This window comes from Rhizobium sp. SYY.PMSO (assembly GCF_046840415.1).
In the GTDB taxonomy this organism is placed as follows: domain Bacteria; phylum Pseudomonadota; class Alphaproteobacteria; order Rhizobiales; family Rhizobiaceae; genus Rhizobium.
On record NZ_CP177349.1, the window covers coordinates 2398844 to 2412109 of the forward strand.

General features: G+C 59.1%; 18 protein-coding genes. 2 read left to right on the forward strand and 16 right to left on the reverse strand.

Annotated elements, in window-relative coordinates:
• Positions 1–153 precede the first annotated feature (153 nt).
• The 13 genes from ACJJVH_RS11640 to ACJJVH_RS11700 form a co-directional block, all read right to left on the reverse strand.
• The gene (locus tag ACJJVH_RS11640) at positions 154–375 is read right to left on the reverse strand and encodes a hypothetical protein (protein ID WP_412063979.1); all 222 of its coding nucleotides are present in this window, start codon (positions 373–375) and stop codon (positions 154–156) included.
• Positions 372–926 carry a class I SAM-dependent methyltransferase gene (locus ACJJVH_RS11645; RefSeq protein ID WP_412063980.1) on the reverse strand — a complete coding sequence of 185 codons (555 nt, stop codon included), beginning with the start codon at positions 924–926 and terminating at the stop codon, positions 372–374. Before ACJJVH_RS11645 ends, ACJJVH_RS11640 begins: the two co-directional genes overlap by 4 nt.
• Positions 923–1114: a hypothetical protein gene (locus ACJJVH_RS11650; RefSeq protein WP_412063981.1), complete on the reverse strand. Its 192-nt coding sequence runs from the start codon at positions 1112–1114 to the stop codon at positions 923–925. Before ACJJVH_RS11650 ends, ACJJVH_RS11645 begins: the two co-directional genes overlap by 4 nt.
• Before the next feature lie 2 nt (positions 1115–1116).
• Positions 1117–1740: a hypothetical protein gene (locus ACJJVH_RS11655; RefSeq protein ID WP_412063982.1), complete on the reverse strand. Its 624-nt coding sequence runs from the start codon at positions 1738–1740 to the stop codon at positions 1117–1119.
• Positions 1740–2399 (reverse strand): hypothetical protein, encoded by a 660-nt coding sequence (locus tag ACJJVH_RS11660; protein ID WP_412063983.1) that lies wholly within the window; start codon positions 2397–2399, stop codon positions 1740–1742. The genes ACJJVH_RS11655 and ACJJVH_RS11660 overlap by 1 nt, the downstream gene beginning before the upstream one ends.
• Position 2400: 1 nt before the next feature.
• Positions 2401–2730, reverse strand: a complete 330-nt coding sequence (locus tag ACJJVH_RS11665; protein ID WP_412063984.1) for a head-tail connector protein — start codon at positions 2728–2730, stop codon at positions 2401–2403.
• On the reverse strand, positions 2730–3596 hold the full coding sequence (locus tag ACJJVH_RS11670; protein ID WP_412063985.1) for a hypothetical protein: 867 nt from the start codon (positions 3594–3596) through the stop codon (positions 2730–2732). Before ACJJVH_RS11670 ends, ACJJVH_RS11665 begins: the two co-directional genes overlap by 1 nt.
• Positions 3593–4954 carry a phage portal protein gene (locus ACJJVH_RS11675; RefSeq protein WP_412063986.1) on the reverse strand — a complete coding sequence of 454 codons (1362 nt, stop codon included), beginning with the start codon at positions 4952–4954 and terminating at the stop codon, positions 3593–3595. Before ACJJVH_RS11675 ends, ACJJVH_RS11670 begins: the two co-directional genes overlap by 4 nt.
• Entirely contained in the window at positions 4954–5253 is a 300-nt protein-coding gene (locus ACJJVH_RS11680) for a hypothetical protein (RefSeq protein ID WP_412063987.1), read from the reverse strand. Before ACJJVH_RS11680 ends, ACJJVH_RS11675 begins: the two co-directional genes overlap by 1 nt.
• 15 nt (positions 5254–5268) lie before the next feature.
• A complete protein-coding gene (locus ACJJVH_RS11685) occupies positions 5269–5553 on the reverse strand; it encodes a hypothetical protein (protein WP_412063988.1) in 285 nt (94 codons plus the stop codon).
• A gap of 70 nt (positions 5554–5623) precedes the next feature.
• On the reverse strand, positions 5624–7603 hold the full coding sequence (locus ACJJVH_RS11690; protein ID WP_412063989.1) for a phage major capsid protein: 1980 nt from the start codon (positions 7601–7603) through the stop codon (positions 5624–5626).
• Between the two features lie 11 nt (positions 7604–7614).
• On the reverse strand, positions 7615–9369 hold the full coding sequence (locus ACJJVH_RS11695) for a terminase large subunit (protein WP_412063990.1): 1755 nt from the start codon (positions 9367–9369) through the stop codon (positions 7615–7617).
• Positions 9366–9845 carry a hypothetical protein gene (locus tag ACJJVH_RS11700; protein WP_412063991.1) on the reverse strand — a complete coding sequence of 160 codons (480 nt, stop codon included), beginning with the start codon at positions 9843–9845 and terminating at the stop codon, positions 9366–9368. The genes ACJJVH_RS11695 and ACJJVH_RS11700 overlap by 4 nt, the downstream gene beginning before the upstream one ends.
• A gap of 247 nt (positions 9846–10092) precedes the next feature.
• Here ACJJVH_RS11700 and ACJJVH_RS11705 point away from each other — a divergent pair, with 247 nt between their 5' ends.
• Entirely contained in the window at positions 10093–10299 is a 207-nt protein-coding gene (locus ACJJVH_RS11705) for a hypothetical protein (RefSeq protein WP_412063992.1), read from the forward strand.
• A 62-nt stretch (positions 10300–10361) separates the two neighbouring features.
• Here the strand turns inward: ACJJVH_RS11705 and ACJJVH_RS11710 are convergent, their stop codons facing one another.
• The 3 genes from ACJJVH_RS11710 to ACJJVH_RS11720 all read right to left on the reverse strand — a co-directional run bounded on the left by ACJJVH_RS11710 (position 10362) and on the right by ACJJVH_RS11720 (position 12947).
• On the reverse strand, positions 10362–10682 hold the full coding sequence (locus ACJJVH_RS11710) for an HNH endonuclease (RefSeq protein WP_412063993.1): 321 nt from the start codon (positions 10680–10682) through the stop codon (positions 10362–10364).
• 263 nt (positions 10683–10945) lie between these two features.
• Positions 10946–11410 carry a transcription termination/antitermination protein NusG gene (gene nusG / locus ACJJVH_RS11715; protein ID WP_412063994.1) on the reverse strand — a complete coding sequence of 155 codons (465 nt, stop codon included), beginning with the start codon at positions 11408–11410 and terminating at the stop codon, positions 10946–10948.
• A 190-nt stretch (positions 11411–11600) separates the two neighbouring features.
• Positions 11601–12947, reverse strand: a complete 1347-nt coding sequence (locus ACJJVH_RS11720) for a helix-turn-helix domain-containing protein (RefSeq protein WP_412063995.1) — start codon at positions 12945–12947, stop codon at positions 11601–11603.
• Between the two features lie 59 nt (positions 12948–13006).
• Between ACJJVH_RS11720 and ACJJVH_RS11725 the strand changes: the two genes are divergently transcribed.
• Positions 13007–13249 (forward strand): DUF982 domain-containing protein, encoded by a 243-nt coding sequence (locus ACJJVH_RS11725; protein ID WP_412063996.1) that lies wholly within the window; start codon positions 13007–13009, stop codon positions 13247–13249.
• Positions 13250–13266: the final 17 nt, after the last annotated feature.

A 13266-nucleotide genomic window follows, 5' to 3' on the forward strand; every position in this document is an offset into this window, starting at 1 on the left:
CAGCTGGACGGCCGATGATCTCCGCACGCCCTGAGGCAACCGCCTTGTCAGCGCAGCGGCGGTGAACGAATAGCGTCATCCCGGCGCGGTATGCGATGGTGACCGCCGGCGTTACGGCAAAATTGAAATTGCCGGTGAAGCGAACCCAGGGCATCAACGGGAAACCTTTCCGAAAACCCACAGTCCAAGAAGATGCGCGCCCCACAACGGCCAGAAAACTGGCCAGAACACGATCAGGTGAAGGTCGATCATGTCGTCGCCGGAGAAGCTGTCACCATAGGTATCGGCGCTTGCTAGCCCCATTTGCCGCATGACAGCATTGGAGAACACAGCTCCAGCCAGCCAGAACGCGAAACAAATTATCCAGATCATCATACCCGAACCCACCATGTGAAATTTGCATCCACCTGGATACGATCCCCGAACGCCTCGTCGACGGCGCGATCGACACCGAAACGGAAACGCGGATCGGGATTGCGGTAATCGTGACCGCCGATCCAGCCACCGCTCTTAACCTTGGGAAGCCATGCGGAAATATCGGCTTTCACACCCTCATAGGAGTGGTCGGCGTCGATAAACACCAGATCTAGCATGCCGTTCTCAAGCCGGGATGCCGCGTCTATCGAGGCCATCGGCATAATCGCAGCGCGAGAGCCGAACCGTTTTGCTCTGGCCTCCGCCTGCTGCCGATGACTGCGCACGCGGGCAGCGTCGGTGTGCAATGCATGATCGTCACCGGTCGCCCTGTATGCTTCCGGCTGCTGGTCGGCCGTCAGCCAGTTATCGATCATCAGCAGTTGCAGATCCTGCCGCTTGGTGAGCAGATATTCCGAAAGCTGACCGATAAGAACGCCAACTTCGGCAGCAATGGCATTTGCGCCAAGGCGCTTCAGAACCGCATGTCCGCGCTGTTCGAACGGCTTCATGCGGCCTCTCCCGAAAGCACATCGAGGCTCATGCCATCGTCGAGAACGAGCACGGGCACGCCCGGAGCGAAAGCTTCCAGAATTCTCTTTATGCGCTCGAACATCTCCGCCGAGAGACGGCCCTTCACCCGCAGGACAAGCCGATCGCCCGGCCGAAATTCAATGCGCCTGACATCTTCGATATCCATCGTCACCATCCAATGTCCCAAGGGCGCGGCTTGCCATGGAAGATCACGACGCGGGCACCCTCCGGAATGGTTCCGTTCCCGATTTCACGATCCTTGCGCACGGCTTTCCGCACATGCGCCTTGTAAGAGACGATCTGCCCCGGCAACACGTCCTGCCAGCGGTCGGCCCTGTCGAGCCAGAAGCGCTCCAGAAATGCCTGATCGCCGCCGTTGCGATAGACCGTCATCCATTGCGCGGGCCGCTCGATCCATTCCAGCCACACCCGCTCGCGCTCGGCTTCCGTCAGGAACATCATCGAGGACTGGAGGCCGAGCGGTCGATAGACGTCGCGCATGATCGTCAAACGGTCGACTGCCGCGATATCGCCGATGCTGCCGACGATCGAAGTATCGAGATCGAGGAACAGGACCGGCCCTTTGATCGATGGCCGAAACAGCTCCATCTTGGCCCACCAGCCCGGCCAACCGAATTTCAGAGGAACGGTCGAAATACCATCAATCGGTACATCCGACAGGCAGCGGAAATCCGCATCGGTAAGATGCTCCAACACCTGCTGTTGCAGGCGAATGACATGCTGGGGGCGATAATCCCCACCGACGCGAAGCACGCAGAAAACCGTCACCATCAACCGACGATCGCCTCCGCGAGGCTCATTTTCGGATAGTTCTGCAACGTCGATATCTCGCTTGCGTTGATGACAGTGACGCCGATCTTCCGCATGTCTTCCGCCGCGCCGTCGATCGCGCGGCGCCATCGGGCGATGTTCTGCTCGGTCGGATTGTTCATTCCCGACGGATGCGCGCCATGCCAATGAAGGCCTTGTACCGTGGTCATGTCGTATCCGACGAGAACGATCCGGCTGGCGCCGAACTGGATGGCAAGATTCAGCGCCTGAAAGCCGCTGTTGCCGCCCCATCCAACGTGATTGAACCGGACGAGATCCAGCCGGTCGCTCTGCTTGTTCAACCCGACCGGCTGCACGCCCCAATGCATTCGAGGCTCGCAGCAATTGCGGTCCGTCGATAATCTCAGACCTCCGAAGGCGAGATCGGGCCCATAGCGTTTCCACCAGGCGAGATCGCAAGCGAACAGGACGTCTGCAAATGGTACAAGCCGATGTGCATTGTTGATGACGATCACCCGCGCATCGTGCATGCGCAGAAGTTCGTAATCGTGCCCGGCGGCCGATGGACCGCCTGCGACGATGACGCATGTTTCGTCATGCCAGTTCGGCCACCAGGACGGGATATCCTGCTGGATAAGGTTCGCCAGATCGTGATGCATATCAGGCCAAGGCGGGATCGCGAAGCGGATAGAGAAGCGATATGACCGGCCCCGGTAGATAGCCGGGATCGAAGTCACGATCTGGATCCTGATCGGGATTTCTGTAAAGATAACCGACCATCATCACCGTAGCCGTCTGTATGACCGGGGGGATGTCGATGCCGCTCGGAACCGAACCGCCGCTGTCGAGATATTGTTCGGCAGCACTCTTCAGATAATTGATGACGGCATCTGTCGCAGCATCGATCAGCCCATCGAGCAGAGCGTCGTCATCGGCGAAATCGATTTTCAGCCGCATCTTCACGGTTTCGAGAGAAACGAACGCTGGCATCAATCTTTCCTCGCCGGGGCGCCGACACGGATCGACCCGATCGGGTTCACATCCTTGGCAACGCCATCCTTTCCGTCCCTGCCCTTCTTGGCGCAGAGTGTCCAGTCGGGGGAACCTTCACCCGGCTTTGCGTTCGTCTTGGGCGCATCGCAATGCCAGAGTGAACCGCCCCAGGTGACGGTGTCTCCTCGTTCATATTCGCCTTCACGATAGACGCCGCGATAGATCATGACCGGGAACCCAAGCTCGACCTTGTATTCAAGGTCGCCGCGGCTGAAAGACAGCAGCACCGTTCGACTGTCGTCCATCACGGCCGCATCGAACTCCTCGAGCTGAAAACCGTCGCGGCCGGGATCACCATCTTTTCCGACCACCGGCCCCAAGGCCCGTGTCTCGCCATTGGTGAGCGTGACCACGAGTTCGCCCTTGCGATCGATGAATGCTCCAGCGAGACCAATGCCATCGTTACCATCCTTTGGCTTCGGCAGCTCCGCGATCCGCTTCTCGATCTCTACGGCCATCATCGGGGCGACATCCTCGATCGTGACGCTCTTGCCGTCCTGCGGCAATGGAAGCGCCGACAGCGCCTCATCCACATGACGCTGCAACGCCGGCATTACATCGTCGATCGTGACGGAGGCGCCGTCACGGGCCGGCGGCAACTCCGCGACCCGCTTCTCGATCTCGGCGGCAATCATCGGAGCGACGTCCTCGATCGTGACGCTCTTGCCGTCCTGTGGCGAAGGCAAGGCATCAAACCGGCGTTCAAGCGCCTCGATCCTGGCCTCATATGCGTCAAATGATCGATCGACATAGGATTTGACCGCATCAAACCCGGCATCAAATGCTTCCTGCAGGTCCATCATGCAGCCTTTCGTTGCTGGCGACGACCGCTCCAGCTCGATCGAACATGCGTTAGAGAGAGAGATTTTTCGGGCGCTGGCGATAAACCGCTCGGCGCTTCGGTCTTTGACGAACCGGTCTCAAAGGGATCATCCTTCGCGTCGCGTTTGGCGAGGGCCTCAAGGCTGAAGTCCTGCTGCTGACGATAGACGCTCGATCCACCGGGAACGGGCGGAAGATTGATGCGAGCACGCGCCTCGTCCGGCGTGAGGACATTCTTGCCCTTGTCGAGAACCTCCATCTGCGTGATGCTGTCCATACGCAGAAGGTTGTCGACATCGAGCTCCGTTCCCAGCGTTTCGCCGGTTCCAAGGCCTTCATCAAGGCAAAGCTCGATCGACTCGATCAGCACCTGCAGAGCTTGAGTGTAATATTCGAGGTTCAGCGCCTGCACATTGGCATTGACCGGCAACTGGCCGACGCCGGCCTTGTAGGGCGGAACATGATAGACGCTGCAAACCACTTCCGCCGTCCATTTGAGCTGTTCGATCAACTGGGCATCGGTGGCCTTGGATTTCATCGCCTCATATTTCAGGCCATCGCCAAGAACCGCGACCTTTCCGGCATTCTTTCCGGTGAAGTTGCTGTCCCAGTTCTCCTTCAGGCGCTTTGCCGTATCGTTGCTGATGGCGCCGGGGGCAGTCAGAACGCCGCCCGGTTGCGCTCCATTCTGGAAAAAGACCGTGCTATCATTCTGAATGGCGAGGCCATGCATGGCTGCAAGGCCGCCGGCGAATATCGGCGAGAGACCAACCAGTGGATGAAAGAAACAATTGAAGCGATCATGAATGATCTCGCGCGCCGGCACGACGATACTTTCGGTGATGCCGGCAAGCGCGTCGACACTCAGCTGGTAGAAAACGCTTCCATCGTCGGCAACGAGCGGAAGAACAAGCTTCGGATCGAGAACGTAAAGAGCCACGACAACACCGCGGCTGTCACGCTGCTTCAGTATATAGGTATTGCCATTCTGCAGTTTCGAAAGCACCCAGCTTTCCAGAAACTGGATGCGATTCTGGAAACTGTTCGGCTTTCGAAGAACGGGAGAATAGGCAGGATTCCTGGTTTCGCTCCAGATGCCGTTCTTGTCCCGTTTCACCAGCTTGATCCGCAGCTTGGCGATATCCGAGGCGATCAGCGTCCTGCAGGCGAAATCGGCATGATGGCTCAAGACGAGATCGAATTTGACCTCGATATTACGCTGCCACGCACCCGCAAACGGCTCCAGAATACGAAACCATCCACCTCGGCCCTGAATGACAGGCGCAAGTGTCTTCTCCGCAATCTTGGCGATCGAGATGTCGAAGCCAAACAGGCGCATCAGATCGCTTCCTTCGCCTCGGCGATTTTCGCGCGGAGCGCCTCGGCATTCCAGCCATGGTAGGGTCTTGTGCCGACAACTGCCTGATATTCGGCGCGAAGACTCGTCAGCTCGGCCGCAGCCTGCCCATCGTTGGAAGAAAGCCCAAGGCAGCTTGCTGGCGGAACGGAATCAATCGATTGCGGCTTGCCTGTCGATCGCGACGAGATCGGCGCGATATGGCCGAGCTTTCCCAGGACGACGGCGAAACGTCCATCCTTCGATGCCAATGCGCGGCTCATATATCTGGAATTCCTCATAGGAAGTCTCCGATCTCAGGCGGTAATGTGCTTCACAGTCCACATGACTGCTTCTTCGATCCGCTCGGCAGCAATGACCAGTTCGCGGTCAATCGTGCCGATCGCCATCGAAATGCCGTCGACGTTCTCTTCAAGCGGCTGCGTGGGCGTGCGCAGACCGTCGATGAGGTCAAGGAACTCCTGCCCTTTGACCTTCACTGCGGCCATATTGGCCTTCTCCTGATCGGAAAGAACGCGATACGTGTGACGCAGGGTATTGTTGACGGTGCGCTCGTCGGAAGCGCTATCGACATGTGACATCGGATGTCTCCTCAGACTGGAAAATGATCGGCCGCACATCGATGCGGCCGATCGCGACATTTCGGGCCGATCAGGAGCCGGAGCCCGGAACGCCCCAATTCACGCCGGTCAGGTATGCGACTGCACTGTCGCGGCGCCGCTTCCAATTGATGGTGCGCTCGCCGCGGAAGCCGACGCTGTTGGTCTGCCACAGCGATACGAGCTGCGCGGCGGTTGGCGTCGTCGAATTGTGGGCCGGCGCATCGGACATTTCGAGCGAGGCCTCCATGCTAACATCGACGGTGACATCGCCATCATCGGCCAGGTAGATGTCGGATGCGTTGACCAGCGCAACGATGGCGCCGTCGCTGTCGGTCGGAACATATTCCGAGACGATCACCGGCAGACCGACGAAGGTGCCACCGTTCATGGTGATACCGGGAAATTCCGCCTGGCCGAGTGGATTGGTCATCAGCGACAACGCAAGCGCCGTTGTCGCCGGCATCAGCCATACACCCGTCGTCGGCGCATTGTTGGCGGCGATGAACGCCGCCATTAGCGCCCGCACATCGGCGCGCACATCGTCGGCCGTACCGCCGAGCGAGGCGATTGCTGCGATGCCATTCAGAACCGACGCCGGCGAAACTCCGGCGGACGCAGCCTTGGCCGGATCGATGAAGTCGATATCGAGACGCTCCCGCAAGGCGGCCGCCAGCTGGTCGCGGACGATGGTATCGGCCGAGGGGCTGGAGTCCCGGATCGTTTCCATCGTGACGACGGCGATATTGGCCACCTTGAGCGGCTCCAGCGTGGTGCGGCTGAAATCGAATTTCGTGAGCGGCTTGGCCTTGCCTTCGCCAACCCAATAACCGGAGCCGCCGGAGGTCTGCCCGATCAACGGAACGCGGAATGGCACGCGGCGCAGAGCCGGAATGCCGTTAGCGCCGAACTTGCCCACGATCGTCTGTGGCCGCAGGAACTCGACGAAGTCCGCGAAGACGGAGGTTTCTTCACCAACCAGATTGCCGGCCCAGTTCGGATTGCCGGTGTTCGCGGCAGCAACCGCAGCCTTGACGATGTTGACGACGATCGGATCGTCCTTATAGCGCTCTTCAGCAACGCTGATCGGGCTGTTGCTGTTGATCTTGGCAAGGCCGAAGCATTTGGCAACGCGCGCGAAGCGAATGCCCTTTTCGAGCACAGGCGCCTTGATGACGACCCCGGCGCGAGCCTGCGTACCGTCTTCACTGGTCTTGATCTGGTTGGCGATGATGGGCCGCGCGGTTGCGGCCTGGGCCTTTTCCAGGGATCGGAGACGCTTCAGATCGCCATCGATAGCGGTGATCTCGCCATCGAGTGTATCGAACTCCTCCTGTTCGGCCTGATCGGTGGATCGGCCTTCATCGATGGACTTCTGCATGACTTCCGACATGCGCGCGGCCTTGGCCTGTCGCGAAGCTTCCAGCGCCGCGATCTGTTCTGCAATGGTCTTCATTGCCGTTCCTTTCTTCGGGTTCAAATTGACTGAGGTGACAGATTTTCCCGAGACGCCGGGTTTCATGGGCCGATCGGCACTTCCCGGCTCCTTGCCTGTCGCGGCGAGCAGAGGACGATCAATCGACTTGATGGTGGAGATCACCGCATCGGCGTTGGCCGGAACAGTGACGAGCGAAAGTTCAAGGACTTCCGTGGACAGGAAGCGGATACCGCCATCATCCATCCAGGAATATTCCAGCGCGCGAAAGCCGATCGAGACGGCGCGCACAAGGCCGGCCTTCAGTTCACCCCACGCGGTCTCAATGCGATCACGCAACGGCCCCGGTTCCTCGATCGTCGGCAGGCTCGCTTCGAAGGTGATGCCGTTGGCCGTGGGTTTGTCGAAGGTTACGGTGCCGACGGGCTTCTCATGATCGTGCTGATGCAGTAGTGGCATCGGGTTCTTGAACTGGACACCCAGGGGTTCCACGATGTCACCGACCCGATCCGGATTGGGTGTCGTCGCCATACCCCGGATAATGCGCTGATCTTCCTCGACCGCCTTGACGGTCAGGATCGAATACATCCTGTTCATCTCTGGATTCCCTATTGGCCGAAGACCATCATCTGGTAAGCCGGCTCACGCTTGATCTCTGGGTTGCGGCTCATGACGGTGATCGCATTGAACATGGCTGTCGCGGGATCGATCTTCGCGTCTCCGGCGGTTTGTTTGGTGGCACGGATGGCGGTCGCGGTCGGCTCGATCTTCAGGTTCGATACGCACCACTCCATCAGGCCGCCGCCAGCATGCTTGAAGAGCCCATTCTTCAGCCGCCGCTCGGCGGTCTTGATCGCATTCATCATGCCGATGCCTTGCGGCGCGCCGACCAGCAGTCCGTTTTCCGGCGTGATGTCTATTTCGGCGAACGCATCGATGAGATCACCGATGACCGCGGGATCCGCCGAAACCGCCGCAAGTTTCCCCGCCTTCTTCACCTGGTCGACATACTCGACCACTTCGCCGATATCGGACAGACCATCACTGACGATCTTGAGTGATTTCTCCGCTTTCAACTCGAGCAGTTTTGGAGCGATTTTCTTGCGTCGACGCAGGACGCCTTCATCACACCAGGCATGCGACCATGAAAGCCAGCGCTTCATGAAAACCATTCTGCGGAAACCGTCGACTTCCAGCTCGACCTCGATTTCCGCAGGCTCCCTGCCGACGGCCGAGAAGCCGAGAAGGTCGTCCAGACCTCCGCCATCAATACCGATGACAATACATTCGGAGCGTCTGATCAGCTCATGAAACGCAGCCATGTGCGGCATTGCTGCCAGCGTTTCGTCTGTACCGTCGATCCAAAGAGGAGCGCCGGTCCAGCGGTTTGCCCGGTTGCGCATCCCGATCTCGACGTTGAGATGCTTGGCGAGAAACGACTGGATCGTGTCGCCTTCCTCATCCTCGCCCGACAGCACGCTTGCAAGCTTTCGCTCCAACCAGACCTGGCGGACAGACCTTCCCATGTTGGGGTTGGTGACGTAAAAGTTCGCCGGATCGAGATAGGCCTTGTCCTCGATCATATGCTCCGGAAATTCGTAGAGCACCGGCAGGCTGCGTGGGTCGTCGATATTGCCGTCACGGACATTTCGGAAGTAATCGAGCTTTTCCCGGAAAACCCCCGTTGGCGGCTCGTCCGACTGCGTCGTGATATAGATAACGAAGCCTTCCGGCCGCGATATCAGGCCGCCTGTCGCCTCCTGCAGCATCGAGGCAGCGCCGGCTTGCTTCCCGAACAGCCAGAGCTCTTCGATCAACACGAAAGCCGACTTCTTGCCGCCCGATGTCTTCGAATCGGCCGAGACGACCTTCAGGACCGCTTTCGTCCGCAGATGCGTGATCTTCTTCAGATTGCGATTGACGTCGAGGAATTCCTTCAGCTCGGGATCGGCATCGACCATGTCCGCCGCCGGATTGAAGGAGTTGCCGGCAATTTCCTGCGTCGGCGCCAATATGAGCAGCTCTGCGGAATGACGCCAATTTCGGATCAATGCCGTCAGCATGATACCGGCGGCCAACGTGCTCTTGATGTTCTTCTTTGAGATCAGGAGAAAGAACTCCTCGATCAAGCGGTGTCCCGTCTCCGCATCGTACGCGCCGAAGATGGCGCGGACGAAATCGAAAACATATTCCTCACAGGCTTCACCGAAGGTTGGCTGTCCGGCCACGTCGACGATGCGGAGCGATTTGAAGACCTCGAGGGCCGCCTCCGCCTCATCGGGAAACAGAGGCTCGAACGGAATGAGCGACCGTCGATTGACGATCCGATCCTCCCAATCTGGGCAGGCTGTGGTCCACTTCATGAGCGATTGTCAACGATGAGCTTCGGGCCGGCCGGCGGCGCGAACTTGCCCGATACCTGCTGAGCGGTAAGCTGGCGCTGCTCTTTCTTGCCGAGTTTCTTCGTCGGTGCCGGCTTTTTATGCCGGTCGCTGAAATTCGCTTCCGCACGTTCGGAGCCGACCCTGTCGAGCATCGATAGTGCGGCGTTGAGCGCAGAGGCATTCCCTGCGAGACCTTGCTTGATCTGCGTAACCCTGAGCTTCGTTTTCAGGCGATCGAGCATGAGGTGCCGTTGCTTGATCAAATGAAAATAATGTTTCCGAAAAGTCGGCACCGAAAGACCGAGCGTTTTCGCAACCTCTCCGTTGTTCATTCCGGAGGCGAGTAACACCATGACAAATATGATGTTTTCCTCGGATGGCTCATGCTCGGGCCGACCACGCTTTGGGTCACTCGCCAGCAGAGGATTACCGAAGAGGTCAAAATCCTGGGTCATAGAAAAAAATTGTGTGCGTGAGAGGGACGCGGGTCTAGGCGGCAAGAGCTTCCGGACTTTTGACCCACCCCCCCGGTCCGGCTAGGTCTCGGTGGGTGCCTCGCCGCCCTCGGTCATGACCGGCGGGTGCAACGTCCAAAGTTCGTCAGGCGTCGACCGATGAACGGATAGCCTTGAGCTTGACCAGAGGCCATGCTCTTATCTGAGCGTTTTTCGAGCCAGCGTGGACCAGCCCGGGAGGATGAAAATGAAAACCTTAAGCGATGCTGACGCACAAGAGTTTGATCGGCTCGGCGAGGAGTATGATGCCCTACAGGAGCAGATCGCCATCCTCCTAAGCAATCGTTCGACCGGCATGTCTGCTGAGGAAATCGCTGCCGTGTACGAGCTCACTAAAGAGCAGTCCCAAATCCATCAGCAGCGAATGGCCCTACTAGACTACCAACCAGCTTAGCCCAATTAGTGCATCTCGGTCCTCGCCACCGACATCCGATCTCGCCGCAGTCACGCGCCATCTTACCATCGGGCTTGCGCCCGTTCCTCTTTCTGCTTCAGCTTATCGTGGCAGGGCTTGCACAGGCATTGGAGGTTGTTCTCATCCCAGAACAGCGCTTCATCGCCATGATGCGGGATCTTGTGGTCGGCGACGAGCTGCGACGTATCGGCCTCGATGCGGCCGCATCCTTTCATCTGGCAAGTGAAGAGGTCACGCACCAACACGGACATGCGCAGCTTCTGCCAGCGCGAGGTCTTGTACCAGGCGCGCCATGGCTGCACGCGGTCGCGTTGGCGATGGCGCTCCGCTTCCGCATCCTCCCTCGTCGGCGAACCTGCCACGAGGCGAGATCCGATCGGCATCAGTCTGGATTTGATGGAGGCAAGTCTACCCATACCCCTTGACGCAAAAAGGCGACCCGAAGGCCGCCCGTCATCAAGTCATAGCAGTAGCACTGGCCCTGAATCGGCGCTCCACCTGGAAGCTGTCAGAGCGGGGTCCTACCGGTTACCAACTCCGAGGCTTTCACCTCGCTTGCCGATGGTCACGCCATCGACTCAAAGCCCACGCTGGGATCTAGGATCGTCCACGGACGGATTCAGAATCACATTTTCTCGATCTGATCAAGATGCATGTGAACCGGTGTCGGACGCCCGAAGATGTCCACCTCGACGGACACCAATGCCTTTTCGTCATCGATCGCGACGATGATCGCCGGGAAGGATGCGAATGGCCCATCCGTCACACGGACCTTTTCCTTCAGCTTAAAGCCGTGCGCTTTGGGAGTGCCGGGATCGTACTTGCCTTCAGCCGCCATCTTCTTGAATCGGCTTATCGAATCCGCATCGGCGCGATAGGGCCGGATTGCCCCGCCGACAATGTCGATCACGTCGTCAACCTGCAGCAAACCCATCATCGCAGCCGGTATGGGGCAGCAGCGCACAAGCACGTATCCCTTGATCACAGGCCGCGATGCAATGATGCATGAACGTCCCCGCTTCCACACTCTACGCTCATTCGTCATCACGACGAGCGATTCGACATCAGCCGCAGACAGCACCTTTTCCACAGCCTTTTCGCAGCCGGTCATGACCCGCAGGCAGAACCACCCCGGCTTTGGCGCATCGCCGTCAGCCTCAAGCCGCGCGACAACCCGCCTGGACGCCATGCTCAGATGATCGATGCGCATGCGATTCGCAGACGCCGCCCTGTCGCTTTTCGCCCAAGCCTCGGCGCTGACCACGATCATCCCGCGCAGATCACTTTTCCTGAATTGCATCGTCATCGCCCCGCTCCATACTCATCACTGCGCTGGCCGCCCGCTCGAAAGCAAAAAGCCCATCTGGACCACCCTTCGGGAAAAACACGACCTTCATCACCGCGGGCGTTGGCACGAACGGCAAGCCCTGATCCTCGTGATAGGTACGCCAGCGCTCCCACATGTCCGAGCCGACGGGCACCGGTTCACAGAACTCCTTCAATCGCTCGAAGGCCGGCTCGACGGTGACATGGTTGCGGTCCTTCGCCGCCGCATGCAGCCTGGCAACCTCTGGATAGCCCTCGTCTGTCTTCCGCCGCTCCCATTCCCGAGCCTCAAAATCGTCCGGAAATATCAGCTCATCGTCTTCGGAGAGCATGAGGCCGAGCTTCTGACGATAGTTCAGTGCAGCAGTGACTGACGCCCGCGCATAAACTTCGTACGTGCTTGCGACCTTGTCGCGCAGATCGTCGGGAAGCTCAAAGTACACCGGACCCTGCAGGAGAGCCCATGCCCGTGCTGCGGCGAATGCTGGTCCAAAGACGGGCACCGCCACCTTGCCGCCAGCCACGGCCGGCGCTCCGCCCGCAACAGGTCGAACCGCCGCTTTGTCGGCTTCGCCAAGCATCTCCCAGACCTTATCCCGAAAATAGTTCGCGACGGGCATTGGCGTGGTCACGCGATCGCGCTTGCACTTCGCCAGGAAGGCATCGCGCCACTCGCAGGCCAACTGTTGCTCTTGCGCAGTGAGCTGAGCAAACCGCTTGGCGATATGACCGATCGTCGATGACGACCATTTCTTCCATTCGCCTTCGCGATACCCATCGCCAGTGCAAAACTTCTGCACCCGCTTGATCAGATCGGCATTCACGATCGAACCAGAACGATCGCGCTCGCGCGCCTCTCTCTCCCTTACTGGTTCATTTACTGGTTCCCTTACAGGGTTACTGTCCAGATTCTGGACTCGGCTTTCGCCATTTTCTGGACTCGGCTCGGCCGCGTTTTCGGACACGGCTTCGTCATCCCCGTGTCCAGATTCTGGACACGGATTTTGCGGCTTTTTCGCCACAAAATCCTTTTCGAACGCCAGCCGGTAACGCGTCCGCTCCTGCTTGTTCGAACCCTTTTCGCGGCGCTGCTCACGGGCAATGAGGCCGCGCTCTTCCAGTTCGTCGAGATAGGTGTTGAGGGCCGAGCGAGAGACCTCCGCATCAAAGGCCAGCGTCTCCTGCGACGGGAAGCAACCATTGTCGGGATTATACCGGTCGCAGAGATGCCAAAGCACAACCTTCAGCGCCGGCTTGATACCGCGCTGCTGTATGGCCCAGTTCGTCGCGTCGTGGCTCATACGCACCCTCGCGGAACAAATCCGGTCGCCGCCAGTTTCCGCAGCGGAGGAATGGAATCATGCACATTCACAGCTGGACGCCGGCCGTCGAGATCGAGGTCGGCCTTGGGAAGTATCGGCACATCGCCAGCGTCGAGGATGCCGCCCGTCATCTGCTCGGAGACTGGCCGGGCCATGGCGATGCCCACAAAAAGGCGCAGCAGGCCTGCCTTGATGCGATCGAGGAAAAAGCGCCGGCCAGCAGGGCGCGCAAGGCCTTTATCGAGGCGTGCCGCGAAGCGGATATTTTCGTCAGAAACTAGCACGCATTCATGCGCCG

What these genes read in the sequence shown, in the direction of transcription:
- ACJJVH_RS11640 (WP_412063979.1), bottom strand. Translation starts at nt 375, where the DNA reads ATGATGATCTGGATAATTTGTTTCGCGTTCTGGCTGGCTGGAGCTGTG.
- ACJJVH_RS11645 (WP_412063980.1), bottom strand. Translation starts at nt 926, where the DNA reads ATGAAGCCGTTCGAACAGCGCGGACATGCGGTTCTGAAGCGCCTTGGC.
- ACJJVH_RS11650 (WP_412063981.1), bottom strand. Translation starts at nt 1,114, where the DNA reads ATGGATATCGAAGATGTCAGGCGCATTGAATTTCGGCCGGGCGATCGG.
- ACJJVH_RS11655 (WP_412063982.1), bottom strand. Translation starts at nt 1,740, where the DNA reads ATGGTGACGGTTTTCTGCGTGCTTCGCGTCGGTGGGGATTATCGCCCC.
- ACJJVH_RS11660 (WP_412063983.1), bottom strand. Translation starts at nt 2,399, where the DNA reads ATGCATCACGATCTGGCGAACCTTATCCAGCAGGATATCCCGTCCTGG.
- ACJJVH_RS11665 (WP_412063984.1), bottom strand. Translation starts at nt 2,730, where the DNA reads ATGCCAGCGTTCGTTTCTCTCGAAACCGTGAAGATGCGGCTGAAAATC.
- ACJJVH_RS11670 (WP_412063985.1), bottom strand. Translation starts at nt 3,596, where the DNA reads ATGATGGACCTGCAGGAAGCATTTGATGCCGGGTTTGATGCGGTCAAA.
- ACJJVH_RS11675 (WP_412063986.1), bottom strand. Translation starts at nt 4,954, where the DNA reads ATGCGCCTGTTTGGCTTCGACATCTCGATCGCCAAGATTGCGGAGAAG.
- ACJJVH_RS11680 (WP_412063987.1), bottom strand. Translation starts at nt 5,253, where the DNA reads ATGAGGAATTCCAGATATATGAGCCGCGCATTGGCATCGAAGGATGGA.
- ACJJVH_RS11685 (WP_412063988.1), bottom strand. Translation starts at nt 5,553, where the DNA reads ATGTCACATGTCGATAGCGCTTCCGACGAGCGCACCGTCAACAATACC.
- ACJJVH_RS11690 (WP_412063989.1), bottom strand. Translation starts at nt 7,603, where the DNA reads ATGAACAGGATGTATTCGATCCTGACCGTCAAGGCGGTCGAGGAAGAT.
- ACJJVH_RS11695 (WP_412063990.1), bottom strand. Translation starts at nt 9,369, where the DNA reads ATGAAGTGGACCACAGCCTGCCCAGATTGGGAGGATCGGATCGTCAAT.
- ACJJVH_RS11700 (WP_412063991.1), bottom strand. Translation starts at nt 9,845, where the DNA reads ATGACCCAGGATTTTGACCTCTTCGGTAATCCTCTGCTGGCGAGTGAC.
- ACJJVH_RS11705 (WP_412063992.1), top strand. Translation starts at nt 10,093, where the DNA reads ATGAAAACCTTAAGCGATGCTGACGCACAAGAGTTTGATCGGCTCGGC.
- ACJJVH_RS11720 (WP_412063995.1), bottom strand. Translation starts at nt 12,947, where the DNA reads ATGAGCCACGACGCGACGAACTGGGCCATACAGCAGCGCGGTATCAAG.
- ACJJVH_RS11725 (WP_412063996.1), top strand. Translation starts at nt 13,007, where the DNA reads ATGCACATTCACAGCTGGACGCCGGCCGTCGAGATCGAGGTCGGCCTT.